This is a genomic window from Streptomyces sp. NBC_00637 (assembly GCF_045161545.1).
Taxonomy (GTDB): domain Bacteria; phylum Actinomycetota; class Actinomycetes; order Streptomycetales; family Streptomycetaceae; genus Streptomyces.
Genome location: NZ_CP109046.1, coordinates 7387684 through 7413539 on the forward strand (window position 1 = coordinate 7387684; position 25856 = coordinate 7413539).

Annotated in this window: 18 protein-coding genes and 1 pseudogene; 9 read left to right on the forward strand and 10 right to left on the reverse strand. The window is 73.2% G+C overall.

Going from position 1 to position 25856, the window contains the following annotated elements:
* Nucleotides 1-57: 57 nt before the first annotated feature.
* Both OG440_RS32595 and OG440_RS32600 read right to left on the reverse strand, forming a co-directional pair.
* The gene (locus OG440_RS32595; protein ID WP_406010329.1) at nucleotides 58-2256 is read right to left on the reverse strand and encodes a nitrate- and nitrite sensing domain-containing protein; all 2199 of its coding nucleotides are present in this window, start codon (nucleotides 2254-2256) and stop codon (nucleotides 58-60) included.
* 157 nt (nucleotides 2257-2413) lie between these two features.
* Nucleotides 2414-2685 (reverse strand): annotated as a pseudogene (locus tag OG440_RS32600) (hypothetical protein); the annotation flags it as partial.
* A gap of 171 nt (nucleotides 2686-2856) precedes the next feature.
* Here OG440_RS32600 and OG440_RS32605 point away from each other — a divergent pair.
* Nucleotides 2857-3990, forward strand: coding sequence for an FAD-dependent oxidoreductase (locus tag OG440_RS32605; protein ID WP_406010330.1), 1134 nt, complete (start codon nucleotides 2857-2859; stop codon nucleotides 3988-3990).
* A gap of 46 nt (nucleotides 3991-4036) precedes the next feature.
* Here OG440_RS32605 and OG440_RS32610 read toward each other — a convergent pair whose 3' ends face one another.
* Nucleotides 4037-5248, reverse strand: coding sequence for a sugar ABC transporter permease (locus OG440_RS32610; RefSeq protein ID WP_406010331.1), 1212 nt, complete (start codon nucleotides 5246-5248; stop codon nucleotides 4037-4039).
* 193 nt (nucleotides 5249-5441) lie between these two features.
* Entirely contained in the window at nucleotides 5442-6530 is a 1089-nt protein-coding gene (locus OG440_RS32615; protein WP_406010332.1) for a substrate-binding domain-containing protein, read from the reverse strand.
* Nucleotides 6531-6651: 121 nt separating this feature from the next.
* Between OG440_RS32615 and OG440_RS32620 the strand changes: the two genes are divergently transcribed.
* Both OG440_RS32620 and OG440_RS32625 read left to right on the forward strand, forming a co-directional pair.
* Nucleotides 6652-9012: a SpoIIE family protein phosphatase gene (locus OG440_RS32620; protein WP_406010333.1), complete on the forward strand. Its 2361-nt coding sequence runs from the start codon at nucleotides 6652-6654 to the stop codon at nucleotides 9010-9012.
* Nucleotides 9009-10088, forward strand: coding sequence for a substrate-binding domain-containing protein (locus OG440_RS32625; RefSeq protein ID WP_406010334.1), 1080 nt, complete (start codon nucleotides 9009-9011; stop codon nucleotides 10086-10088). Before OG440_RS32620 ends, OG440_RS32625 begins: the two co-directional genes overlap by 4 nt.
* 15 nt (nucleotides 10089-10103) lie before the next feature.
* Here the strand turns inward: OG440_RS32625 and OG440_RS32630 are convergent, their stop codons facing one another.
* Entirely contained in the window at nucleotides 10104-10394 is a 291-nt protein-coding gene (locus OG440_RS32630; RefSeq protein WP_406010335.1) for a zinc-ribbon domain-containing protein, read from the reverse strand.
* 248 nt (nucleotides 10395-10642) lie between these two features.
* Between OG440_RS32630 and OG440_RS32635 the strand changes: the two genes are divergently transcribed.
* Nucleotides 10643-11623: a hypothetical protein gene (locus tag OG440_RS32635; RefSeq protein ID WP_406010336.1), complete on the forward strand. Its 981-nt coding sequence runs from the start codon at nucleotides 10643-10645 to the stop codon at nucleotides 11621-11623.
* Between the two features lie 79 nt (nucleotides 11624-11702).
* Here OG440_RS32635 and OG440_RS32640 read toward each other — a convergent pair whose 3' ends face one another.
* The 4 genes from OG440_RS32640 to OG440_RS32655 form a co-directional block, all read right to left on the reverse strand.
* Nucleotides 11703-12401 carry a LuxR C-terminal-related transcriptional regulator gene (locus OG440_RS32640; protein WP_406010337.1) on the reverse strand — a complete coding sequence of 233 codons (699 nt, stop codon included), beginning with the start codon at nucleotides 12399-12401 and terminating at the stop codon, nucleotides 11703-11705.
* A 204-nt stretch (nucleotides 12402-12605) separates the two neighbouring features.
* Entirely contained in the window at nucleotides 12606-13979 is a 1374-nt protein-coding gene (dacB, locus tag OG440_RS32645; RefSeq protein ID WP_406010338.1) for a D-alanyl-D-alanine carboxypeptidase/D-alanyl-D-alanine-endopeptidase, read from the reverse strand.
* Between the two features lie 145 nt (nucleotides 13980-14124).
* Nucleotides 14125-15708, reverse strand: coding sequence for a hypothetical protein (locus tag OG440_RS32650; RefSeq protein ID WP_406010339.1), 1584 nt, complete (start codon nucleotides 15706-15708; stop codon nucleotides 14125-14127).
* Nucleotides 15709-15919: 211 nt separating this feature from the next.
* Nucleotides 15920-16519, reverse strand: coding sequence for a hypothetical protein (locus OG440_RS32655; RefSeq protein WP_406010340.1), 600 nt, complete (start codon nucleotides 16517-16519; stop codon nucleotides 15920-15922).
* 356 nt (nucleotides 16520-16875) lie between these two features.
* Here OG440_RS32655 and OG440_RS32660 point away from each other — a divergent pair, with 356 nt between their 5' ends.
* Nucleotides 16876-17151 carry a DUF6355 family natural product biosynthesis protein gene (locus tag OG440_RS32660; protein ID WP_406011520.1) on the forward strand — a complete coding sequence of 92 codons (276 nt, stop codon included), beginning with the start codon at nucleotides 16876-16878 and terminating at the stop codon, nucleotides 17149-17151.
* Nucleotides 17152-17271: 120 nt separating this feature from the next.
* Here the strand turns inward: OG440_RS32660 and OG440_RS32665 are convergent, their stop codons facing one another.
* Complete coding sequence (locus OG440_RS32665) at nucleotides 17272-18132, reverse strand: alpha/beta fold hydrolase (protein ID WP_406010341.1); 861 nt, start codon at nucleotides 18130-18132, stop codon at nucleotides 17272-17274.
* Nucleotides 18133-18423: 291 nt separating this feature from the next.
* On the opposite strand from OG440_RS32665, the gene OG440_RS32670 reads away from it, so the two are divergent.
* From OG440_RS32670 to OG440_RS32685, 4 genes are all read left to right on the forward strand, one after another.
* A complete protein-coding gene (locus OG440_RS32670) occupies nucleotides 18424-21333 on the forward strand; it encodes an AfsR/SARP family transcriptional regulator (protein WP_406010342.1) in 2910 nt (969 codons plus the stop codon).
* Between the two features lie 57 nt (nucleotides 21334-21390).
* Entirely contained in the window at nucleotides 21391-23523 is a 2133-nt protein-coding gene (locus tag OG440_RS32675; RefSeq protein ID WP_406010343.1) for a BTAD domain-containing putative transcriptional regulator, read from the forward strand.
* A gap of 93 nt (nucleotides 23524-23616) precedes the next feature.
* Complete coding sequence (locus OG440_RS32680; protein ID WP_406010344.1) at nucleotides 23617-24630, forward strand: helix-turn-helix domain-containing protein; 1014 nt, start codon at nucleotides 23617-23619, stop codon at nucleotides 24628-24630.
* Between the two features lie 252 nt (nucleotides 24631-24882).
* Entirely contained in the window at nucleotides 24883-25851 is a 969-nt protein-coding gene (locus tag OG440_RS32685) for an alpha/beta hydrolase (RefSeq protein ID WP_406010345.1), read from the forward strand.
* The last annotated feature ends 5 nt before the right edge of the window (nucleotides 25852-25856 follow it).

Sequence of the window (25856 nt, forward strand, 5' to 3'; positions counted from 1 at the left end):
GGTGGCGTGTCCCGGCGCCGCACCCCCCGCGCCGCACGCCACCCACCGGAAGGGGGGTCAGCCGCGGCGTGGGCGGCGGCCGCCCCGGGGTGCGCGCCGGGAGAGCCGTCGTGGGCGGGCGCTCGGCGCCGGCGGCTCGTCGGCGGGCCGTTTCCCGGCCGGCTCGTCCTGCCACGACTCGTAGTCCGTGAAGGCGTCACCGGAGTCCTGGCCGCCGGGAGAGACCGAGGCCCCCGCGTACTCAGGCTCCGGGACGGTCCTGAGCAGGGCCAGCGCCAGGGTGTCGGAGTCGGGCAGGGCTCCCGGCAGCGGCTGGGTGACCGTGCCGGGCAGCATGACGAGGGACGTCGTGCCCGACGTCTCGCCGGCGGGGCGCAACTGGACGCGGATGCCGTGCCGTTCGGCGAGTCGGCCCACCACGAACAGCCCCATGTGCTGGGAGATGTCGACGTCGACGGTGGGCGGGTCGGCCAGCTTGCGGTTGATCACCGCGAAGTCGTCCGCCTCCAGCCCGATGCCCTCGTCGTGGATCTCCACCGTGATCCGGCCGTCGGGCAGCCGGACGGCGGTCACCCGCACCTCCGCGTGCGGGGAGGAGAACACCGTGGCGTTCTCCAGCAGTTCGGCGAGCAGATGCACGAGGTCGGGAACGACCCGGCCGTCGATCTGGGCCTCCGGCAGCCCGGCGAGCCGGATGCGCTCGTACTGCTCCACCTCCGAACAGGCCGCGCGGACCACGTCGACCAGCGGCAGCGGCCGGTCCCACTGCTGGGCGGGCCGCTCGCCGCCGAGCACCAGGAGGTTCTCGCCGTTGCGGCGGACCCGGGTGGCGAGATGGTCCAGCCGGAAGAGGTTCTCCAGCTGCTCCGGGTCGGTCTCGTTGTCCTCCAGGCTGGTGATGAGCGCCAGTTGACGTTCGATCAGGGACTGGCCGCGGTGCGAGAGGTTGGTGAAGAGGGCGTTGATGTTGCCCCGCAGCAGAGCCTGTTCGGCGGCGAGCCGGACGGCCTCGCGATGGACGAGGTCGAAGGCCCGGGCGACCTCGCCGATCTCGTCGGTGGTGTCGATCGGGATCGGAACGACCCGGGTGTCCACCTCGCCGGTGTCGGGCCGCGACATCTGGTCGATGAGAGCGGGCAGCCGTCGGCCGGCGATCTCGATGGCGGAGGCACTGAGACGGCGCATCCCGGTGCTCATCGTGCGGGCCACCCAGGAGGCCAGCAGGAAGGCCACGAGCACCGAGGCGAGCACGAGCGCCGCGTTGGCGAAGGCGTCCCGGCGCGCGTCCTCGGCGATGGCGTGGGCGCTCACCAGCGCGGCGTCGGTGAGATTCACCTGGATGCCCCGGTAGGCGTCGAAGCCCAGCGTGGACGCGGCGAAGAACGACTCGGGTGTGATGCCCCGCGCGGCCAGCTCCTCGGCCGTCCTCCCGTCGGAGATCTCGGCGATCATCTCGTCGATGGCGGGCGGGGCGACGAACGTCCGCCCCGCCGCCGCGGCCTGCGCGGCCGCCGCGGCGGTCTGCTGCCTGCCCCGCTCCTCGGCGGCGGCCAGCGCCTGCCGGAGCCTCGTCACGTCCGCGGTGGTGCCGGCGCCCACGTACTCCTGCAACCCCACCTGTTCGAGGTAGGCGTACGACCGGAACGAGGCGAGCTGGGAGGCCAGTTCGCCCGGGGCGAGCCGGTCGCGGTCCTCCACCAGCAGATGCGTGCCGATGGACCGGATCAGGGACTCGGCCGCCTGGGTCAGGGACACGGCGTAGAGCGTGCGGCCGATGCTCGCCTGGCTGCTGCTGCCGAAGCCCAGTTCGTTGGAGATCTCCATCAGGGGGTGCTGGACGGTGTGGTAGCTCTCCTCCGTCTGCACTCCGGACATGCGGGAGGTGAACGCGTTGGTCCGTACGGCCGCGAGCTGGGCCTCACCGGCGCGGACCAGTTGTACCCGCCGGACGAGACCGCCGGTCTCCGGCATCCGGGCCACCGCCGCGTCGAACGCCCGTGCGTCCGCGTCGGTGATCTTTCGGGCCCGGGCGACCGTGTCGGACGTGTCCGTGCCCGTCACCAGGGGGATGACCGACAGATCGCGCTCGTTGATCGCGTCGCTCGCGTACTTGTTCGCCGCCTGGATCAGTTCGGCCACCCGGACCGCGTCGTCGGCGTTCTGCCAGGTGTCGACCGAGCGTTTCACCCGCACACCCCCGAGCACGAGGGCGACGAGCACGGGGATCAGCAGCACGGCCCGAAGCCGTCTGGCCACGGGCCAGTTGCGGGTGAGGGGCTTTCTTCGTCCCTCAGCCGCGGGTGAGTTCTTCGGCACGATCGACCTATCGCCTCTGGAGCGCCTCGCGCGTGACGCGCCGGGTACCCCTCACTACGAGGCGTCCACGGCGCTGCGTTCAAAACTGGTGCAACTTTCACCTAAGGCGTCGCTCGCGTTCGGCCGGTCGGCCGAACGGTGGTCGGAACCCGTGCAGGCGACGCGAGGAGCGCTCGTCACGGAAGAGGGTGTCGGCGAGGCCGGCAGCGCCCGGACGAGGGGCGCGGATGTGTCCGGCCCGGATGTGTCGGGCCCGGACGAGCGTGCTCGGGGCGGTGCCGCCGAAGTGGACCGAACCCGGGTCGCTCACGTCCGGGGACAGGTCGGCTCCCGGCCCGTCGGGACGCACATGGCCCGGCCGTCCCGCACACGGTCAGCAGGTCCGGAACTCGTCACCGCCGATCCCCCGGCCGCGGCCGCGTGTCGGTCGGGTGTCGGGACTGTCGGCGCGATGTCGGCGCTCTGTCGGCCCGGGCCGGAATCTTCGGGGACATCCGGCCGGGTGCCCATCCGGCAGGCGTGCGAACGCAAGGAATCGACATGACCATCGACGTCACGATCATCGGCGCCGGGCTCGGCGGACTGACCCTCGCCCGCGTCCTCCACGTCCACGGCATAGCGGCCACGGTCTACGAGGCGGAGGCCTCGCCGACGGCTCGCGCCCAGGGAGGCATGCTCGACATCCACGAGGACAACGGCCAGCCGGCACTTCGGGCGGCCGGCCTGATGGACGAGTTCCGCGGCCTCGTCCTGGAGGGCCGCCAGGCGATGCGGCTCCTCGACCGGGACGGGACGCTCTTGTTCGAGGAGCCCGACGACGGCACGGCCGGCCGGCCCGAGGTGCAGCGCGGCGAGCTGCGGCAGGTCCTGCTCGACTCGCTCCCGGCCGGCACCGTCCGGTGGGGCCGCAAGGTCGCCGGGACCCGTGCCCTCGGCGACGGTCGCCACGAGGTGACCTTCGCGGACGGCACCACGCTCGCCACGAGCCTGCTGGTCGGCGCGGACGGCGCCTGGTCACGGGTCCGGCCGCTGCTGTGCTCCGTCCTGCCCGAGTACACCGGCATGTCGGTCGTCGAGACCTACCTGCTCGACGCCGACACCCGGCACCCCGCCGCCGCGAAGGTGGTGGGCGGCGGGTCGCTGCTCGCGCTCGCCCCGGGCAGGGGAGTGGTGGCCCACCGGGAGCGGGGCGGCACCCTGCACATCTACGCGATGCTCGCCGGGCCGCAGGACCGGTTCGCCGCCGTCGAGCTCACCGACGCCGCCGAGGCCCGCGCGCGGATCGCGCGGGAGTTCGACGGCTGGGCGCCGGAGCTCACCTCGCTGATCACCGACGCCGACACCGCGCCGGTCCTGCGCCCCCTGCACGCGCTGCCGATCGCGCACCGGTGGGACCGCGTCCCGGGGGTGACCCTGCTCGGCGACGCCGCCCACCTCTCGGTCCCCAACGGCGAGGGCGCCAACCTGGCCATGTACGACGGCGCCGAGCTCGCCAAGGCCCTCGCCGCGCACCCCGACGACGTCGAGGCCGCGCTCACCGAGTACGAGCGGGCCATGTTCCCCCGCAGTGCCGCGGCCGCCACCGACGGCACGAAGCTGCACGAGCTCATGTTCGGCGACGACGCACCGCACGGCCTGATCACGGCGTTCGTCGAGGACGACCGGACCCCGTGACCTCCGTTCGTGGAACGGTCACCCCGACCGTTCCACGAACGCCCGCTCAGACCTGTCTGCGGGCCACCTGGGAGTGCCGCGACAACGAGTCGATGATCACGGCGGCGAAGAGCACCCCGCCCGTGATGACGAACTGCACGGCCGGGGGAGTGTCGGTGATCGCCATCCCCGAGGCGATCGACTGGATGACCAGCATGCCGAGCACCGCCGACCAGGTCGTACCGCGCCCGCCGAACAGGCTGGTGCCGCCGATGACGGCCGCCGCGATGGCGTTGACCAGCAGCACGCCGGAGCCCGAGCTCTGGCTCACCGAGGTGATGCGCGAGGCCAGGAACAGGCCGCCGACGGCGGCCATGGTGCCCGAGGCCGCGAGCACCGCGGTCTGCACCCACGTCACGCTGAGGCTGGCGCGCCGGGCCGCCTCGACGCTGCCGCCGAGCGCGTAGACCTGCCGTCCGTAGCGGGTGCGGCGGAGCAGCACGTCGAGGCCGGCCACCACCACGAGGAAGATCAGCAGGGCGAGCGGCAGTCCCTGGAACCGGTTGAGCAGGTACGCGACGCCGAACGCGACCACGGCGAGCGCGCCGGTGCGCAGCGCGATGCCACGGAGCGATCGGTGCGGCATGCCGACGGCCTTGCGCCGCCGCCGGTCGTGGTCGGAGACGAGGAAGACCGCGCCCGCGGCGACCGCCGCCAAGCCGTAGGCGACGGCGTCGTCGGTGAAGTAGTAGCTGGTCAGCTTGGCGACCAGCCCGTTCTCGTCGAGGTTGACGGTGCCGCTGTCCCCGAGGACGGACAGCATCAGGCCGTTCCAGGTGAGCAGCCCGGCAAGGGTGATCACGAAGGCCGGCACCCGGGTTCTGGCGATGGAGTAGCCCTGGACGGTGCCCGCCGCCGTGCCCGCCAGCACCGCGATGACGAGCGCGAGCCACTCCGGCACCCCGTTGTTCACGTTCAGCACGGCGAAGACGGCCGCGGCGAGCCCGCTGATCGATCCGACGGACAGGTCGAGTTCGCCCAGCAGCAGCACGAAGACGATGCCGACCGCGATCATCCCGGTGCCCACGATGTCCACGCTGAGATTGGACAGGTTGCGGGGCGAGAGGAAGTTCTCGTTCAGGGACTGGAAGGTGATCCAGACGACGGCGAGGACGAGGACGACGGGCAGTGAGCCCAGCTCACCGGCGCTCAGCCTGCGCCGGACGACCGCCGGCCCGCTCCGCACGGCACGGGCGACGGCCCGCACGCGGGTCACCACCTCGCCTCCCGCACGGCCGCCCGCGGGCGCGGAAGCGGGCGCCGCCCGGCGCCGGCGCCGGGCCTCTCACCCCCGAGAAGGGCGGCGGTCCGCCCGGAGCGGGTCTCCGGCACGCAAACCACTTCCTTCCCGAGGGGCCCGGCCGCGGCGGGCCGGCGCGTGTCCTGTCGGCACGGTGGCCGTTCGACGCCGGTCAGGTCAGCCCGACCCGGTCGCAGTCCGCCCGGAGCCGGGGGACGCAGATCTGCCGGACGGTGTGCAGGCCGTCCTTCACCACCGTGTCCCCGATGTTGTCGGCGGTCACCGACACCGGCGTGAGCAGCACGGCGGCGACCGCTTCCCCGCCGCGCGTCGGCACCTCGGCCGTGGCCACCTGATCGAGACTCTGCCCGCGGGCCGCGGTGACCGCCATCTCGCCGCCGGCGGCGGCCTCGGGCCCGAACGGCTTGAAGACGGTCATGTACTGCTCGCCGGCGACGATGCGCCGCAGGGCCGAGAGCTCGGCGTCCTGCCCGGTCACCGGGGGCAGCGGGTCGACCTTGTTCGCCTTGAGAGCGGAGATGCTCCCGGCGGCGAGGCCGTCGTTGGCCGCGTAGACCCCGTCGATGGAGTCGGCGCCGAGGGCCGCGATGGCCCCGGACATGTTCATGTGCGCGGTCTCCCTACGCCATTGGAGGGTGTCGTAGGACTTGCCGATCTTCACCTTCCCGGTGAGCACGGACCGGGCGCCCTCCTCGAAGGACCTCGCGTTGGGGTCGCTGGGATCGCCGTTCATCATGACGATCTGGGCGCCGGGCACCTTGTCGCCCATCGCCGTCAGCAGCGCCCGGCCCTGGAGCCTGCCGACCTCCACGCCGTCGAAGGAGACGTAACCCGAGATGGGGCCCTCGGCCAGCCGGTCGTAGGCGATGACGGGGATGTCCGCCTTCTGGGCCTTCGTGACGACGGGGCCGAGCGAGCGGGCGTCCACGGCCACGACCACGATGACATCGACCCCCTTGGTGATCATCGAGTCCATCTGTTCCTGCTGGAGGGCCACATCGCCCTTGGCGTTGGCGTGCTCGACCGCGCAGTCCGGGCACAGTTCGCCGATCCTCTTCTCGAGCAGGGGCCGGTCCTGGGTCTCCCAGCGGGGCGTGGTGACGTCCGGTAGCAGCAGGCCGATGCTCGGCCCGTCGCCTCCGCCGGGTTCGTCACCGCTGCTCGCCCCGCAGGCCGCGAGGACGACCGCGGTGGAGACCGCGGTCACCGCGGCGGCCGCGTCCCTGATGCAGGCCTTCATGAGTGATACCTGCCGTCGACGACAATAGGGTGGTGATAGCGGTGGATATGTTCGGTTGATCCTTATATGCGATTCTGGTGGGTGGGTGCCCCGATCTCAACCTGTCGGCACCTGCGGCAGGATGGGAGGTACCTTGCGGACATGCCTCGACCGGGCCCTGACCTTCGCCGGAGCGACACTGGCAGCGGTCTACGCCCCCCGGGTCGGCACACGCGAACTTCGGCTGGTGGACACGTCCGGAAGCAACTCGTCCGGACCGCCGCCACCGGAAAGCCTGCCGCTGTCCGGTGACTCGCCCGCGGCGCGCGCCTTCCGCACCGACCACCCCCTGTGGCTGACCGCCGGCACCCCTCTCGGCGCGCTGCCGCTCGGCATCCAGGGCAGCCGGCTGGGTTGTCTCCTCGTCATGGGAGCCTCGGCGGACGGCTTCGAGGTCGAGCAGCGCCGCTTCCTGGAGCGGTACGCCGACGCGGTCGCCGCACTCCTGCGACCGGGCGAGGACCCACCCGTACCGACACCGTTGCTCGGCCCCGCCCTGCGCAGCCTGCGCGTCGGCTCCTTCGTCCTCTCCCCGGACACCGGCCTGATAGAGGCCGACGACACCCTCCTCGAACTGGTCGGCATCACACCGGACGACTTCGACGGCAAGGTCGACACCCTGCTCGCGCACGCCCTCCCGGAGGACATGCACGCCCTGATGTCGGTCCTGGAACCCACCACCGACGCCTTCGAGCGACGGGACCTGGAGTTCCGGGTCCGCGGCCCCACCGGCGAGATGCGCTGGCTCAGCCTGAACTGCCGGGCGGAGCCGGGCACCGCGGACGGGGCACAACAGGTCCTGGGCGTGGTGACGGCGACCCCGGTGCTGCGCCGCGGCGGCGACGACGTCTCCCGGATCCAGTGGCTGACGGCCGCCCTAGACGACGCCGCGACGGTCCGCGACGTCGGCCGCGTGGTCGTCGCCGCCCTGCGCGAGCCGCTGGCCGCCGACCACGTGGTCCTCGCCGCGCTCCAGGACGACCGGGTCATGGTGACCGCCCTCGACCCGCCCCAGCCGAGCGCCTGGCCGGACGTGTGGCGCACCGAGTGGCGCACGGAATGGCCCGACGCGCCGCTGCGCGCCCTGCCCACCCTCCAGGCGGCCCTGCGGGACGGCCGGATGGACCTCTGGCCCGCGGGCACCGTGCTCGAAGAAGGCCTGGCCGGCATCGGCACCGGGGGACTGGCCGTGCTGCCGCTCCCCGCCAAGGGCCAGGTAGCCGGGGTGTGCCTGGTCGGCTGGGACCGGCCGCACGAGTTCGTGCCCGAGGAACGGTCCCTGCTCACCGCCACCGCCGCCCTGGTCGGCCAGGCCCTCAAACGCGCCCACGCGCACGACGCCGAGCAGGAACTCGCGACGATGCTCCAGCGCAGCCTGCTGCCCCGCCGCCTGCCCGAACTGCCCGGTGGGACCGCCGTCGCCCGCTATCTGCCCGCCCGACGCGGGCTCCAGGTGGGCGGCGACTGGTACGACGTCATCGCCCTCTCCCAGGACCGGGTGGCCCTGGTCATCGGTGACGTCCAAGGGCACAGCGCCGGAGCCGCGACGATCATGGGCCAGATGCGTACGGCCGTCCGGGCCTACGCCATCGAGGGCCACCCGCCCGACGTGGTGGTCTCCCACGCCAACCGGCTCCTCGTCGGCATGGAGACCGACCTGTTCGCCACCTGCTGCTACGCCGAACTGGACCTGGAGGAGGGCAACGTCCTCTTCGTCCGGGCCGGCCACCTCGCCCCCCTGCTGCGCCTTCCCGACGGCTCCGCCGAGGAGGTCGAGGTGACGGGCGGACCCCCGCTCGGCATCCTGGCGGAGGCGGACTTCCCCATGACGGCCGTCGAACTGGCCCCCGGCACGGTCCTCGCCCTGGTCACCGACGGTCTCGTCGAGGCCGCGGACCTGCCCCTGGACGAGGGCATGCGCCGCACCCGCGTCGCGCTCGCCGCGGCCGACCCCGCCGACCCCGGGAAGATGGCCGACGCGCTCCTCGGCGACGCCGGCCGCCGGGAGGACGACGTGGCGCTGCTGCTGCTGCGCTACGACGGCATGAAGACCCGGCCGATCCGGGCCGGCTGGATGGTGTGGCGGCTGCCCGACGCCGTCATGCACGCCCGCCGTTTCACCGCGCGCACCCTGCGCCGCTGGAAGGTCCAGGAGGCGGCGGACGCGGTGCTGCTCGTCGTCTCCGAACTCGTCACCAACGCCCTGGTGCACACCCAGGGGCCGGTCCGGCTCGACCTGGTGCTGCGCGGGGACCGGGTACGCGTCTCCGTCAGCGACTCCTCCCCGCGCGCCCCCGCCAAACCGGTGATCGTCGACTGGGAGGCGACCGGCGGCCGTGGCCTGCTGCTCGTCGAGGCGATGTCGGACGCCTTCGGGTCGGTCCCGGTGGCCGGCGGCAAACAGGTGTGGAGCGAGATCGCCGTGCCGGAGGGAGTGCCGTGAGGACGCGCAGGGCAGTTGTCGCGGTGCTCGCCGCCGCGCTCCTGGCGGTGCCCCTGGCCTCCTGCGGGGGAGACGAGAAGGCGGCCGGCGAAGACTTCACCGTCGGCCTGCTGCTGCCGAGCCGCGCGGTCCCGCGCTGGGAACACGCGGACCGGCCGCTGATCGAGGCGCAGATACGGAAGCTCTGCCCCGGCTGCCGCACGGAATACGCCAACGCGGAGAACGACGTCACCCGGCAGCGGCAGCAGATGATCTCCATGATCACCAAGGGGGCCCGGGTCCTGATCCTCGACGCCGCCGACACCCGGGCGCTGCGCTCCTCCATCCAGGAGGCGGACCGGGCGGGTGTCCCGGTGATCGCCTACGACCGCCTCGCCGAGGGCCCGATCACCGGCTACGTCGGCTTCGACGGCCTCCAGGTCGGCAGACTCCAGGGCGAGGCGCTGATGAAGGCCCTGGGCCCGAGGAGCGGGAGCGACAACGTCGTCATGATGAACGGCGATCCGACCAGCCCGAACGCGGAGTGGTACCGCAAGGGCGCGCTGTCCGTCCTCGCCGGCCAGGTGCGCGTCGCCCGGTCCTACAACACCACGGACTGGAGCACCCAGAACGCCCACACCAACATGTCCGCCGCCATCGCGGCCCTCGGCCCGGACCGCATCGACGGAGTCCTAGCGGCCAACGACAACATCGCCGCGGGCGTCGTCGCCGCCCTCAAGAGCGCGGGGGTCACCGACCTCCCGCCCGTCACCGGCCAGGACGCCGACCTCGACGCCGTGCGACGCATCGTCAAGGGCGAGCAGTACATGACGGTGTACAAGCCGTTCACGAAGGAGGCCGCCGCGGTCGCCACCATGGCCGTCGCCGTCGGCCGGGGCGAGGACCCCCGTGACAGCGCCACCACGACCGTCGACAGCCCCACGACGCGACGCATCCCGGCCGTCCTGCTCCAACCGCGTCCGGTGACGGCCCGCGACATCGAACGGACCCTGGTCGAGGGCGGCCTGTACCGCAAGGGCCAGATCTGCACCCGTGAGCTCCTGACCGCCTGCGCGCGGGCGGGACTCACCGGCTGAGCCGCCGGGGCGCCGTCAGTGCTGGTACGGCTGCTGGTGCGGCTGCCCGTACGCCGGGCCGCCGACGCCGCCCGCGGCCTGCGCCGTCAACTGCTCCGCCTGCTCCTTGGTCAGCCTCTGCTCGGCGCCGCAGAAGGTGCACTGCGTCGAGTACGACGTCGAGATCGGGAACAGCGGCACGAAGAACAGACTGAACTTCGTGACCCGCTTGCGCAGCGTGTGCGCGGCGGGATTGCCGCAGCGGCCGCACACGAGCGTCAGTATCGCCAGCTGGTACAGGTATCCCTTGGTGCCGAAGATGATCACGCTGTGCTTCCTTCTGGGTGAGTGTCCGCCCGGACGAGTCGCGGGCGGGACGGCTGTCCGAACCGCTGTCCGCACCGCACAGTCTGCTGCATCGCCCGATCGCCCGGGTGAGCGGCAGGCGGGTCCTTGCCCTGGGCCACGTGGGCGATCCCCCGGCCATGACTGCCGCGACGGCCGCCGGGCCACCGCCATGGTCGTCTGGTCCGCCGCACGGCGGCGTTTCCGGCTTCCCGGCAAGGAAGGTCCCCATGCCCCGAGTCCCCCGTTCGGCGGGCGTCACCGCCGCCGCCCTCACTTTCGGCCTGCTCGCCACGGCCCCCGCGACCGCGGACGAGCCCGCGGTCTCCGCCCCGCGCGTCGTCGCCCACTTCGACTTCGCCAAGGGCGAGACACCGGAGAACATCGCCCTCGAACCCGACGGCTCCGCCGACCTGACGTTCTCCAACGCCCGGCAGGTCGCCAACGTCACCCCGCAGGGCCGTAAGCGGATCCTCGCGACGCTGCCCGCGGTGGCCGACCCGCACACACCCGTCGTCGGCGCGGCCGTCGTCCTCGGCATCGCCCGCGCACAGGACGGCACCCTGTACGTCAACTACGCCACCGGTACCCGCGCGACCGGCATCTGGCGCATCCCCTCCGGCGGCGGCAAGCCCCGGCAGATCGCACAGCTGCCGACGAACGGGTTCCCCAACGGTCTCGCCCTCGACGAGCGGCGCAACGTGCTCTACGCGGCCGACTCCGTGCTGGGCACCGTCTGGCGCGTCCCGCGCTCGGGCGGCAAGCCCACCGCGTGGGCCGAGGGAGCCGCGCTCGAACCCCGCAACGCCCCGCCCGCGGCCCGCGTCGGAGTCAACGGCATCAAGGTCCACCGTGACGCCGTGTGGGTGTCCAATACCAACGCCGGGACGCTGCTGCGCATCCCGGTACGCGACAGCGGCTGCGCGGGCGCGATCGAGACCCGGGCGACGCGCCTCTACGCGATCGACGACTTCGCCTTCGTGGACCGCCACCGCGACACGGCGCTCGCCGCCCTGACCGGCGGCAGCGAGGTCGCCCTGGTCCGCCCGGACGGCACCCACCAGGTCGTCCTCACCCCGCGGGACGGGCTCTCCAACCCCACCTCGGTGGCCGTCCGCGGGCGGACCGCCTACGTCCCCAGCGCGGCCTACTTCACCCGGAAGGACCCGAACCTGCTCCTGGCCCGCGTACACCAGCGCGACCGCGGCTAGGCACACCCTGGCGGCCCCGTACCCGGAACAGGGGTACGGGGCCGTGGCGCGACCGGACGCGGGGGAGTGGGGGCCGCCGTCAGGCCGCCGGGCGCACCAGGCCGTATTCGTAGGCGAAGGCGACCGCCTGGACCCGGGCGCGGGCGCCGATCTTGGCGAGGATGTGGCTGACGTGGGACTTCACTGTGGTCGGGGCGATGGACAGCCGGGCGGCGATCTCCGCGTTGGACCAACCGGAGGCGACGGCGACGAGGACGTCGCGTTCGCGCTCCGTGAGGCTGTCCGGTCCGACCGTCCGCTCGCTCGTGCGCGGGGTGCGCTCGTGACGGACGGTGTCGATGAGCGCCCGCGTCAGCTCGGGGGTGATGACGGCGTCCCCGGCGGCCACGACGCGGACGGCCGCGGTCAGTTCGTGGGGCGCGGCGTCCTCGAGGAGGAATCCGCCGGCGCCCGCGCGCAGGGCGGCGTAGGCGTGGCTCTCGCGACCGGCCGAGGTCAGCACCAGGATCCGCGGCGGCCGTCCGCCCGGCACGGCGGGGCGGGGGACCGCGGTGAGGTGCGGCGGACGGGCGATACGGCGGATGGTCTCGATGTAGTCCGTCTCGGGAGGGTGGCCGCCGAGCAGGACGACGTCGGGTCGGAGCGCATCGCTCAGCCGGACCGCTTCGGCCCGGCTCGCCGTGTCGCCCACGACGGTCAGGTCGGGCTCGGCGGTCAGCAGCATGCGCAGGCCGACACGTTGGAGGGACTGGTCGTTCACGACGAGTACGGAGGCCATGGCTGTGTTCTCCATGCGAGTGGGGGCGTCTGCCTCTCATGAACGAAACTGTTTCGTTCACTTGTTGGCTAGCCTAGCCCTCGCAGTCATCGAAACGGTGGCGTTTCCTTGTGGTCTGGGTCACGCCGAGACGGCCGGCCGCGCCAGGACGCGAAAGGGCCGGCGCCCAGGAGGCGCCGGCCCTGTGTTCGTGTCGCGTGCGGCCTAGGCCCAGCAGCCGTTCACGGTGGCCGCGAGGCCGTCCATGGCGTCCTTGATGTCGTTCGGGGCGGCCGTGGAGTTGTTCTCGATGAAGGAGAACACCTTCCACTTGCCGTCCTTGCCCCGCGTCAGACCGCTCAGAGCGATGGCTCCGGTGAGCGTGCCGGTCTTCGCGCGCACCTTGCCGACCGCGCACTTCGAGTTCACGTCGTCGAAGCGGCCCCACTCCGGGCCGAGCGTGCTGCCGGCCTCGCCGGAGACGGGCAGTCCGTCGAGGATGGAGCCCAGGGTGGGGGAGTACCGGGGTTGCGTCAGCAGTTCGAGGATCTCCGCGAGGGTGGCGGCCGGAATGCGATCGGCCCGCGAAAGGCCGCTGCCGTCGTGCATCTCGAAGTGGTCGAGGGAGACGCCGTACCGAAGGCTCAGTACCTGGCGCACGACCTTCGTGCCGCCCTCGAAGGTGGCCGGGCGGCCCGCGCCGAGGGCGGTCATCCGCAGCAGGGTCTCGGCGATGTCGTTGTCGCTGACCTTGATCATCTTGTGGACGATCTCCGCCAGCGGCGCCGACCGGTGCCGCGCCACCGGTACGGCACCCGGACCCGCCGTGGCGCGGGTGACGGTCCCGTCGACGGTGACCCCCGCCGCCGTGAGCTGCCGGGCGAAGACCTGCCCGGCGTCGATCGAGGGGTCCTGGACTGCGTGCCCGTCGACGACCAGCGCGCGCACCGGGGCGACGGAGTCGGGGTAGTAGCCGGTGTTCCAGCCGTCGGCCAGGGTCGGTTCGCCGAAGAGGCTGTCGTCCACGGCGACCTTCACCGAGGTCGGCCCCGCAGCCTGGAGCCCGGCGACCGCGGTCTTCGCCAGTTCGGCGAGGTCGGCGCCGGTCAGCGTACGGTCGCCGCCGCCGACCAGAGTCAAGGTGCCGTTGCCGTAGAGGACCTTCGTGGTGAACGTGTGGTCCGGCCCGAGCACGGTCAGGGCGGCGGTCGCCGTGGCGAGTTTGGTGTTGGACGCCGGCATGAGCGCGGTCGCCCCGTTGTGGTCCCACAGGGTGGTGTCCGACGCGGAGTCGAGGACCACACCGCCGACCTCGGATCCCAGGCGCGGGTCGAGGACGCGGGTCTTCAGGTTGACGACCATCCGCTGGTCGCCCGCGCCGAGCGTCCGCCCTGCCGCCGTGTCCTGGGCCGTCGTGCCGATGCCCTTCTCGGCGGCGAACGCCGAGGGGTCGGCCAGGGCCGCGGAGGTGACGGGCAGCGCCAGTGCGAGCACGATCGCCCGCCGGACGCCGGTACTGCCCCGCGGCGACCTGCCGTGCCGGCGTCGACCGCCCGGGACAAAGGAATGCACGGGTGTTTCCGCCGTCAAGTCGTTCATGGAGTGTCTCGAGGCTTTCGTGTGGGGCCCTGTGCGAGAGAATTCCGGCGCACCTTATCACCCGTCACATGCAGCTCACAGGCAATAGAGCGCGCCACTGACGGATATTCAGCGAGCGGAATCACTCCGTCTTTTCACCCGGAATTCAGAGGCCCGTCCCCAAGCTCTGCGTCGTGTAGGCGCACTCCGTGTAGATGTAGCCCGACTCGAGCTTGGCCGTGTCCGAAGCGGGCGTGGCGGCGCTGTCGCCGTTCGGCTTGTGCAGGAAGTACGTGGTGCCGACCGGCAGGCTGATGGTGCGCTGCGGATAGTTCTTGCCGCTGTTGCTGCACGGCTCGAACGACGGGCTGATGGTGCTGCTGAGGGAGTAGGCCTTGCAGCTGCCGCAGGCCTTGAGGGTGAAGCTGCCGGTGACCGGGCCCGTGAAGAGCACCGTGACCGCGTCGGGGCTGTCGTTCTGCACGGTGACCGAGATGCTGCCGCCGGTACGGGTCGTCGGCAGCTTCTTGCCGGCGGCCGGCACGGTCTGGGCGACCTCCGCCGCTATGGCGATCTTCTTCGCCAGGCCGGCGTTCTTGGCGGTCTTGTGGGCGGAGGCGTACTCCGTCATGGTCGTCTGTGCCGACTCGAAGTCGCCGTCCCGGTACTGGTCCACGCCGCAGGTGTACGTGCCGGTGTCGGCACTGCCCGTGGCCCGTCGGCTGTCCTTGTCGAGAGCGGTGGCGATGTCCGCCTGTCCGGCCTCCAGGCCGTCGATCTGGGAGCCGAGCGTGCGCAGTCGCTGGACCGCGGAGCAGGGTTCGGCCCCGTGCAGGTCCTTCTCCGTGCGGACGACGGCTGCGGCCACGGCCGGCTCGACCTTCGCGGCCTGCTCCGACTCGGGGAAGGTGCTCAGCAGCTCCCCGTACTGCGTCGTCCAGTTGGCCTCGCCCGCCGTGAGCGCCGTCGACGCGCACTCGTACAGCGAGGTGGCCAGCCGGTCGTCGGGCCACGTCTTCAGTGCCCCGAGGTCCGTGTCGGGCAGGCTCTTCGGGACCGTGCGCAGATACGTCAGCGGCTCCACCGCCTCGCAGTACTCGCCCTGCGCGTACGCGGCTCCGACCGTCGAGTAGTAGGTCTTCATCCGTGCGGGCACCCGCTCGGCCGCCCGGGAGCCGGGGTGGTCGGACCTGAGGTCCGCGTAGACGTCCAGCGCTTTGCGGTAGTCGGCCTGGGCCGAGTTGAACGGCTTGTCGCCGGCCGCCTGCACCAGCTGGTCGGCCTCGTCGAGCCGGTCGAGGAGCATCTGCTGGGTCGCTTCGTCCCGCGCGCCGTCGTACAGCACGAAGCCCCCGGCCGGTACGACGAGCAGGAGCAGTCCGAGCCCGAGCGCGAGCGGCGCCTGCCGGATGCCCGCCAGCCGGGTGCGCAGGCCCACGCGCGCGCCGTCCGCCGCCACCGCGACGAGGAACAGGCCGTACAGGACCAGGGCGAAGCCCGGGACACCGTCCGGGTCGGCCGGCAACGCGACGAACAGCAGGACGGCGGTGGCGACCCAGCACAGCGCCGTCAGGGCCCAGCGGCGCACCAGCGCGTACCCCAGGCCCAGACCGCTGAGGTTGAGCACGGCGACCGCGACGGCCCGGGCCCCGTCCGCCGGCGCCGGCGGTGGGGCCGACGGCATGGGTGGAACGTAGGAGAAGGTGTTGTGGTCGGTGTCGTTGTATCTGCCGTACTGGTCCCCCGACATGGCGGCTCCCCCTGGTCAACTGCATCCGCGCGTCTACGATTTGTCAGTGTACGGGCGAAGCGGACGGGCCGACAGGGGCGTAGTGGTTCTTGCATACGATCCCCGCCGGGCACGGCGCGGTCGAGGCGGGCCGGTACGACGCGCAGCGGGCCGGGCCGCCACAGGGGGGCATCTGTGGCGGCCGCGGCTTCGCTATCGCGTCAGGCATGGGTCAGGCCACACCCCCCACCGTCTTCTTGCGGCGCAGGGCGTAGAGGCCGGTGCCGGCGACGGCGAGGACGCCGAGTCCGGCCGCGGTCGCCGAGGGGGTGGCGAGGGCGCCGCCGCCGGTGTGCATGCCGCCGCTGGGCTTGTCGTGCTCCTTGCTCCAGCCGCCGGACTCCTCTTCCTGTCCGCCGTTCCAGGAGTCCTTGCCGTGCTCGCCGCCGTTCCCGGTGTCCTTGTCCTTGTACGTCTCGGGGTCGTACTTGGGGTCCTTGGCCGCGCCGTGGTCGCCGGCGTCGTTCAGCGAGGCGAGGGCACCGCCGCCGGTGTGCATGCCACCGCTGGGCTTGCCGTGCTCCTTGCCGTGCTCCTCCTTGCCGTGGTCCTCCTCCTTGCCGTGCTCCTCCTTGCCGGAGGAGGAGTCCTCCTCCTTGCTGTACGAGGAGCTGTCCTCGTCGTCGTGCTCCTTGCTGTACGAGGAGCTGTCCTCCTTGCTGTAGGACGAGTCGTCGTGGTCCGTGTCACCGGCTGCGTAGGCGCCGGGGGCGCCGATGGCGAGGGCGGCCGAAGCCGCCGCGGTGGCCAGGATCATGCGAGCTGAACGCATCTGATGGTCCTTCCGTCACGACCGGGCAGCCGACACCTCGTCAGCTGACACGACCCGGTCTGACGTGATCCACCGTCAGTCAGCGGGCGCCGCTCCACCACTCAAGGCGCTCACCCGGGTGAAACGGGCCGCCATCCCGGGGACCCGGCCCCGCCTAGTCGTCCTTGCGGGGGCGACCACTCCGACGGAGTAGCGGCGAAACGATTCGCGGAGTGAACAAGCCCGTCGTTCGATCCCCTCCGGGGGGCCCGCCGCGATCCTTGTGCAGGCCTGCGGTCCCTCGGCGGACCTGGGCTTTTTCCCCTACCGACCCCTCATTTCCGGCAAGGAGTTCTGCTGTGCGTGTTTCTCGTACGGTGCTCGGCACCCTCGGTTCCGTCGCTCTCGTCCTCACCTCTCTGGGTGCGCTGACGGCCGCCACCGCGAGCCCCGCGGCCGCGAACCCGTGCGGCTTCTACGAGACGGGTTCCGACGCCTTCTACAACCACTGCACGTCGGACGGTTCCCACGTGGTCATCAAGGTCGACGTGGCCTGGGCGGCCGACTACGAGCGGTGTGTGGGCCCCGGCACGTCGTGGCTGGGCTCCGCCGCCAAGATCCAGGGCGCCCACTACACCGGTCGCACCTGCTGACAGGCGCCACACACCACGTTGTCGGGGTCCGGGCCGAAGCCGTCCCGGACCCCGGTGGTCTGTCCGGCGCTCACCGGGCCGACCGGAGTCGACCGGCCGAACTCACCGACCCGGCCGAACTCACCCAGCCGGTCGGTCCAGGACGGTCAGCAGCCGGTCGGCGAACTCCTCGGGAGACTCGACGGCTCCGAGGTGGCCGCCCGGGAACTCTTCGAGCCCGGTCCCCAGGAGCTCCGCGAGCCGCGCGGCCGGTCCGTACAGCGGGAGTTGGCGCCGGGAGTCGCGTCCGGCGGCCGGCACCAGCTTGTGGGCCACGGGCCGCAGCGCGGCGAGGTCCGGCACGGCCGAGGAGAACGGAGCCAGCACGCGGCCCAGGAAGACGGGCACGTTGGCGTGCATTCGGACGGCCATCTCCCGGATCTCGGGCGGCAGTTCCGTCGGCTGCGCGGGCGCCGGCCGGCCCGCTCCGTCCGCCAGTCCCTCGCCGAGGCGTTTCATGGCGGCGTCGGCGCCCTCGGCGTGGAAGGTCTCGCGTACCCCGGCGAACAGCGCCCGATGCGGGGCGGGATCCTCCAGGAGTTCCAGCAGTGGCGGTTCGTGCGCGACCACCCGGCGCAGCCGCTCCGGGTGCCGGGCGAGCAGGTCCACCGCGACGACGGCGCCGGAGCTGCAACCGAGGACCACCGCCTCCTCGTCGGGGGAGAGCAGTTCGAGCAGCCGGTCGGCGTCGTCGCTCCAGACCGACACCTCTTCGTCGGCGCGGGGAGCGTCCGCCGGACCGTCGAGCGGGCTGCGGGACAGGCCTCGCGGGTCGTACGAGGCCACCGTGTAGCGGGTCGCCAGCTTCGGGGCCATGCCCGCGTACAGCCCGGCGTCCGCGGCGCCGCCGGGGATGAGCAGCAGCACCGGTCCGCTGCCGCGCGTCTCGTAGTGCAGGGTGGCGCCGGGCACTGCCAGGGTGCCGGTCCGGTGCGCGTTCATGGCTTGCTCCTGTCGGGTTGTCGGTCGTCGCCGGTCGGGCGTCTGTTGTCGGCGGTCGGTCGTCGGGCGGCGGGTCGTCCGGTGTTCGTGCGGAGGCGAGGGTTCCCCCGCGCGCGTCCGAACCGGCGCCCGCTTCCGTTTCCTAGTATCCCTAGGTTTTTGCCTGCCTCAACTAGGTTTTCGCACTCCGTCGCCTCTGAACAGCCGGAACGCGCCATGCGTAACTCTCGGTAACCCTTCGCTTGTCGTACAGTCGAAGCCGGGGAGGGCGAACCGGAGAGAGGGGATGGCGTGCCGCTGGAGCCGGTGCGGTTCGCGGTCCTGGGAGCCGTTCGGGTGTTTCGGGGGGACACGGAACTCGAGCTCGGGGGGCCGCAGGAGCGCGCCTTCCTGGCCCTGCTGCTGGTCGCGGCGGGGCGGCCGGTCGCCGTGGGTGAGATCGTGGACGTCCTGTGGGGACCCGCTCCACCGCGCAGCGCGGTCAATGTCGTCCGGCGCCATGTGGGTTCGCTGCGCAGGCTGCTGGAGCCCGGCCTCGCCACCCGCGCCGAGGGGCGCTGGCTGGTGCGGGACGCCGGCGGATACCGGCTGGTGACCGACGGTGACTCCGCGGACCTGCCGAGGTTCCGCGCGCTGCGCGAGGAAGGGCGCCGGATCGCGGACGGGTCACCCGCCCGGGCGCTCGAACTGCTCACCGAGGCGCTGTCGCTGTGGCGCGGACCGCTCGCCGCCGGCATCCCCGAGCAGGCGCGTGCGCACCCGGCGTTCGACGCGGTGGACCGTGAGCTGCCCGCCGCCGTGCGGGACGCGGCGGACGCCGCGCTGCGCGCCGGGAGGCCGGACGCGGTCCTGCCCGAGCTGCGGCAGGCCGCCGCGCGGCACCCGTGGGACGAACGCCTCCAGGCCCAACTGCTCCTCGCGCTGGCGGCGGCCGGCCACCGCTCGGAGGCGCTGGCCGCCTACGAGGCCGTACGCGCGCGCCTGGCCGAGGAACTCGGGATCGACCCCGGAGCGGAACTGCGCGACGCGCGCGACATGGTTCTGCACGGGGTGCCGGAGACGGCGGTGGGCTTCTCCGGCGAGTCGGGTGAGGTGACCGACGGCGCGGGCCCGGAGGGCTCCGTCGCCCGCCCCCCTGTGCCGGGTCCATCGCTCGCTCTGCCGCCGCCTGCCCAACTCCCGCACGCCATCACGGCGTTCACCGGTCGGGAAGCCGAGCTGGACGAGGCGTTCGCGCTGTCCGGTGCGGACGAGGCGGGGCCCGGGACCGCGGTGATCAGCGCGATCGGCGGTATGGCGGGCGTCGGCAAGACCACGCTCGCGGTGCACTGGGCCCATCGGGTCGCCGACCGGTTCCCCGACGGGCAGCTCTACGTCAATCTGCGCGGCTTCGACCCGTCCGGCGCCGTCCTGGACCCCGGGGAGGCGGTCCGCGGGTTCCTCGGCGCGCTCGGTGTGCCGCCGGAACGCGTCCCGCACGGGGTGGACGCGCAGGCCGCCCTCTACCGCAGCGTGCTCGCCGGCCGGCGGGTCCTCGTCGTGCTGGACAACGCGCGCGACACCGAGCAGGTCCGGCCGCTGCTGCCCGGCTCGCCCGGCTGCCTCACCATCGTCACCAGCCGCGACGAACTGCCGGGGCTCGTCGCCGCCCACGGCGCCCACTCCCTGGTCCTGCGTCCCTTCGACGCCGTCCAGGCGCGGGCCTTCCTGGTCCGCAGGCTGGGCGCACGGCGGGTCGCGGCCGAGCCCCGGGCCGCCGACGAGATCAGCGAGCTGTGCGCCGGACTGCCCCTCGCCCTGGCCTGCGTCGCCGCCCGCGCCGCCGGTCACCCCCACTTCCCGCTCGCCGCCGTCGCCGCCGAACTGCGCGAGGCCCACGGCAGTCTCGACGCCTTCGCCCGCTCCGACGCCTCCGTGGACGTCGGCACGGTCTTCTCCTGGTCCTCGCGCGCCATCTCGGCGGAGGCCGCACGGCTGTTCCGGCTGCTCGCGCTGCACCCCGGCCCGGACCTCTCCCTGCCGGCCGCGGCCGCCCTGGCGGGCCTGCCCGTACGCCGGGCCCGGCCGCTGCTGGCCGAGCTGACCGGCCTACATCTCGTCACCGAACACGGTCCCGGCCGCTACGCCTTCCACGACCTGCTGCGCGCCTACGCCGGCGAACTCGTCCACGAGCGGCACACCGAGGCCGACCGCGAGGCGGCCCGCGGCCGGCTGTACCACCACTACCTGCACACCGCCCACGCCGCGGACCGGCTGCTGGCACCCAACGCCGACCCGCTGCCTCCGCCGCCCCCGCCCGAGGGCGCCCACCCCGAAGCTCTCGCCGACGACGACCGCGCGCTGGCCTGGCTGACCGCCGAACACGCGGTGCTGCTCGCCGTGGTCGAGACGGCCGCCGTGTCGGGTCATCCCGTGCAGGAACGTCTCGCCTGTCAACTGGCCTGGTCCCTGGAGCCGTTCTTCGACCGGCGCGGTCACTGGCACGACGGGCTCGCCGTGCAGCGCACCGCGCTCGACGCCGCCCGACGGCTCGCCGACCCCGCGCTGGAGGCCCGCGGCCTGCGCGGACTGGCCCGGGTGGAGGGCCGGCTCGGTCTGCACTCCCGGTCCGTCCCCCGACTGGAGCGGGCCCTGGAACTCTTCACCGGGCTGGGCGACGACACCGGCCGCGCGCACACCCACCGCAGTCTCGGCTGGGAGTGCGACCAGCAGGGCGACCTGCCCGGCGCGCTGCGCCACAACCAGTTCGCCCTCGGCCTGTTCCGTCGGCTCGGCGACCGCGCCGCGCAGGCCAGCGTGCTGAACTCGGTCGGCTGGTACCACGCGCTCCTCGGGGATCACCGGCAGGCCCTGACGCACTGCTTCGAGGCCCTCACCACGCTCCAGCAACTCGGGGACCGCTACGGGCAGGCCGCCACCTGGGACAGCATCGCCTACGCCCACCACCACCTCGGCCGCCACCCGCACGCGCTCCTCGGCTACCGCAACGCCCTCGCTCTGCTGCGCGACCTGGGCGTGCCCTACGTCGAGGCCGACATCCTCGTCCGGGTCGGCGAAACCCACCTCGCCACCGGCGACCACGACGGCGCCCGCACCGCATGGCGCCAGGCCCTGGTCCTTCTCAGAGGCCTGAACCACCCCGACGCCGAGCGGGTCGAGGCACTGCTGGACGCACGGGAGGGTCAGGCCGGTGCCGTCTGACATCCTCCGTGGGCCCGGGCCCCGGCACACCGCCGCACGACACCCCCGGGTGACGTGATGCGCTTCGAGGTGCTGGGGCCGGTTCGGGTGTGGCGGGAGGAGCGGGAGCTCGATCCAGGCTTCCCCCAGCAACGCGCCCTGCTCGCCCTGCTGCTGGCACACGCGGGCCGGACCGTGCCCACGAGCGGGATCGTCGACCTGCTGTGGGCCGAACGGCCGCCCGCCAGCGCGCTGAACGTGGTGCGGCGCTACGCGGGCGGGGTGCGGCGGCTGCTCGAACCGGGGTTGCCGCCCCGCGCCCAGGGCCGACGGCTGCTGCGCCGTACCGGCGGCTACCTTCTCGAGGCGTCGACCGACGAGGTCGACCTGCTGCGCTTCCGTGAGCTGACCCGGCAGGGCAAGCGGGCGGCGGCCACCGGACGGCCCGAGACGGCGGCCCGGCAGTTCGTCCTGGCGTTGGCGGAGTGGCGTGGGCCGGTGGCGATGGGGATCCCGGCGTCCGCGCGCGAACACGTCCAGTTCACGGCCGTGCAAAGGGAACTGAGCGAGACGGCCGGATTGGCCGCCGACGCCGCGCTGCTGTGCGGCCGGGCGGAGCAGGCGCTGCCCGCCCTGCGCCGTGCCACCGCGCACGACCCCCTCGACGAGCCGCTGCACGCCAGGCTGGTGCTGCTCCTGGCCGCCTGCGGACTCCAGGCCGAGGCGCTGGGGGTGTACGAGGACGTCCGCCGACGCCTCGCCCGGGAACTGGGTCTCACCCCGGGCACCGAACTGGCGGCGGCCCATACGCGGGTACTGCGCCAGGACGTCGGACACCGGCTCAAGAGCGGTCCCGTCGTACGCCTCGGCCGACCGACGGCGATCACGACGACGACCACCGGCTCGGCCTCCACGGATCCGCCCCCGGCGCCCACGCTCCCGTCCCCGGCCGCCTCCACGGCCCCGACCCCGGCGCTCACCGTCCCGACCTCCGCGTCTACGACCGCGCCTTCGGCCCCCACGGCCCCGACCCCGGCACCCGCAACCCCGACTCAGGCTGGTCCCCCCGCCCTCGGGCCTGCCTCCGCGCGGCTTTCCGGGGCCGCCCCCGCCGCCGGCGGCGGGGCCGCCGTCTCCGGGCCTGCCACCGGCGCCCGGATGGTGGGCTTCGGCGGTACGACCGGCGTCCGGGCCGGCCTGGGCGGCGTGGGGTATGTGCGGCCCGCTCGGTTGCCGTCGGCTCCTTCCCCCTTCGTGGGGCGGGTCGCCGAGTCGGCGTGGCTGGAGCGGGCGGCCGACCAGGCGGCGGGGGTGGTGCTGATCGGTGGGATGCCCGGGATCGGCAAGAGCGCCCTCGCGCTGCACTGGGCGCACCGGGCCGTCGGCCGTTTCCCGGACGGGCAGCTGTACGTGGCGCTGCGTGGTTCCGATCCGTCCGCGCCCGCCGTGAACCCGGCCGACGCGCTGCGCGGGATGCTCGCGGCGCTCGGCGTGCCCGCGCGCCGTGCGCCCGACGGGGTGGACGCCCTGAGCGGCATGTACCGCACGCTCCTCGCGCGTCGGCGCGTCCTCGTGGTTCTCGACGACGCCGCCGGCACCGGACAACTGAGCCCGCTGCTGCCCACCGGGCCGGGCTGTCTGGCGCTGGTCACCAGCCGCCACGCCCTGCCGGGACTGGTCGTCTCGGGAGCACGTCCGCTCCGCCTTGCACCGCCGTCCGCCGAGGACGCGCACGCGTTGCTGGCCGGGCTGATCGGTGCCGAGCGGCCGGGCGCAGAACCCGGGGCCGCCGACGAGATCGTCGCCCGGTGCGGGCGGCTGCCCCTGGCGCTGGCCGGCGTCGCCGCGCGCGTCGTCAGCCGACGGGACGTCCCGCTCGCCGCGGTGGCCGCCGGACTGCGTGAGGCGCACGGCAGTCTCGACGTCCTCGCCGCCACCCGGGAGGCCTTCCTGGGCTCCTACCGGCTGCTGGCGCCGGACACCGCGCGGCTGTTCCGGCTCCTGCCCCGGCAGGAAGGGCCCGACATCACCGCGGCCGGGGCCGCCGCGCTCGCGGGGCTGCCGGTCCGCCGGGCCCGGCTGCTGCTCGGCGCGCTCGCCGACGCCCACCTGCTCACCGAACCCGCGCCGGGCCGGTACACCCTGCACGACCTGCTGCGGGTCTTCGCCACGGAACGCGTCGTCGCGGAGGGCCGGCCGCCCGGTTCGTGAAGCCGATGTCACTTCGTTGTCACTCTTTTTGCACATCCGCCGCACTACCGTCCGGACGACGTGATGGACGGTCCCCGGAGGCTACGGCGGAAGATGCCCACTACCAGCAGCAGCACCTGTGACAGTGCCCGCACCCTCGAGCCGCCGGCGGGCCGGACGCCCCCGGGCGTCGAGATCAGAACCGACGAGGAGACGCCCGCCCGGCTGCCGGGCGAGGCGTCGTCGCACCCCGCGCACCGGCTGCTCGCCCGTGAGAGCGGCGAGTACCTCTTCGTCGGCCTGCGCGGCCGCGCCCGGCCCGACACCCCCGCCCCCGCTCCCGCTCCCGCCACGGCCCCCGTTTCCGGTGTCGCCCACGAGCCGTCCGATGCCCTAGGCCTGCGTCTGGCACCCGGGGACGTCTGCTTCTACGACGTCCACCGCGCGCCCGCGCTGGATTTCCGCGAGCCGTTCCGGGCGACGACGTTCCTCGTCCCGGCCGACCTGCTCGGCCTGGTGGACTCCGACATACGGCGGATCGTGCGGGCACCGGTCACCCGCGCCTCCCGGCTCGGCACCCTGCTGTCGCCGCTGCTGTCCGACCTGGCCCGGGCCGCGGCCGAGGCCCGCTCTCCGGTCGGCGACATGCTCGCCTGGAACGCGGTGAACCTGCTGGCCACCCTCGCCGCCGAGCAGTTGGGCACGGCGGTCCCCGGCACACCGGGCACACCCGGGACACGTCGCCCGCCCGGTGGGTCGGGTGCGCCCGGCGCGCCCTCCCCGGTGCTGGTGCGCGTCCTGGAGTACGTCGAACTGCATTTGACCGAGCCGGACCTGTCCCCTGAGGTCATCGCGCGGGCCCACCACATCTCGGTGCGCTATCTGCACAGACTGTTCCAGGACGAGGGCACCACCGTGGGCCGGTGGATTCTGCGCCGCCGGCTGGAGGAGTGCCGACGCGACCTGCTGCGGTACGGCCGCGGAAGCCGGACCATCGCCGGTGTGGCCGCCCGCTGGGGTTTCCCGAGCGCCACACACTTCAGCCGGGTCTTCCGGTCGGCCTACGGCATGTCCCCGCGTGAATGGCGGGACACCGCGGGGCGCGGCCTGCTGAGCGGCCGGCGCTGAACGCGGCCGTGGCCCAGGGCTGTTCACCACGAGGAGCGGAATCCATTCTCGGATTTCCCTTTCGCGGGCGGAAGAATTCGGTGCCCACCACCAGAGCGGTTTCCGTGCACCGCTGGTTTCCGTGCACCGCTGGTTTCCGTGCGCTGTGAGCACAGCACCGGTGCACGGGCGGTCACATCCCTTTCGCCCGGCGGATTTAGCGTGACGGGGCAACACCACGAACATCGCACATCGAATACAGCAGGAGATGCCATGTCCGACGTCGTCGAGCCGGTCACGCCGGTGCTCGAACCCGAGGCCGCGGCGTTCGCCGAGGCGACCGCCAACCCGCCGTACCTCTTCGACCTGCCGCCGGCGGAGGGGCGTAAGGCCGTCGACGAGGTCCAGTCCGGTGAGATCCACAAGCCCGCGGTCGACGAGGAATGGATCACCGTCTCCGGCGGTCCCACGGGCAGCGTCCGTGCCCGGATCGTCAAGCCGGCCGGTGCCGAGGGCACCCTGCCGGTGATCCTCTACATCCACGGCGCGGGCTGGGTGTTCGGCAACGCCCACACCCACGACCGGCTGGTGCGCGAGCTCGCCGTCGGCGCCGGTGCCGCGGTCGTCTTCCCCGAGTACGACCTCTCGCCCGAGGCCCGCTACCCGGTCGCCATCGAGCAGAACTTCGCGGTCGCCCGGTGGATCGTCGAGGAGGGCGCCTCCAAGGGCCTGGACGGCGGCCGGCTGGCCGTCGCCGGTGACTCGGTCGGCGGCAACATGGCCGCCGCCCTCACCCTGATGGCCAAGGAGCGCGGCGGCGTCCCGCTCGTCCAGCAGGTGCTCTTCTACCCGGTCACCGACGCGAGCTTCGACACCGGCTCCTACCACCAGTTCGCGGAGGGCTACTTCCTGCGCCGCGACGGCATGCAGTGGTTCTGGGACCAGTACACGACCGACGAGGCCGAGCGCGCCCAGATCACCGCGTCGCCGCTGCGCGCCACCGTCGAGCAGCTCCAGGACCTGCCCCCGGCGCTGGTCATCACCGGCGAGGCCGACGTGCTGCGCGACGAGGGCGAGGCGTACGCGAACAAGCTGCGCGCGGCCGGTGTCCCGGTCACCGCGGTGCGCTTCCAGGGCATCATCCACGACTTCGTGATGCTGAACGCGCTGCGCCCGACGTACGCCGCCGAGGCCGCCGTCACGCTCGCCGTCGGCACCCTGCGCGACGCCCTGCACGTCTGAACCCC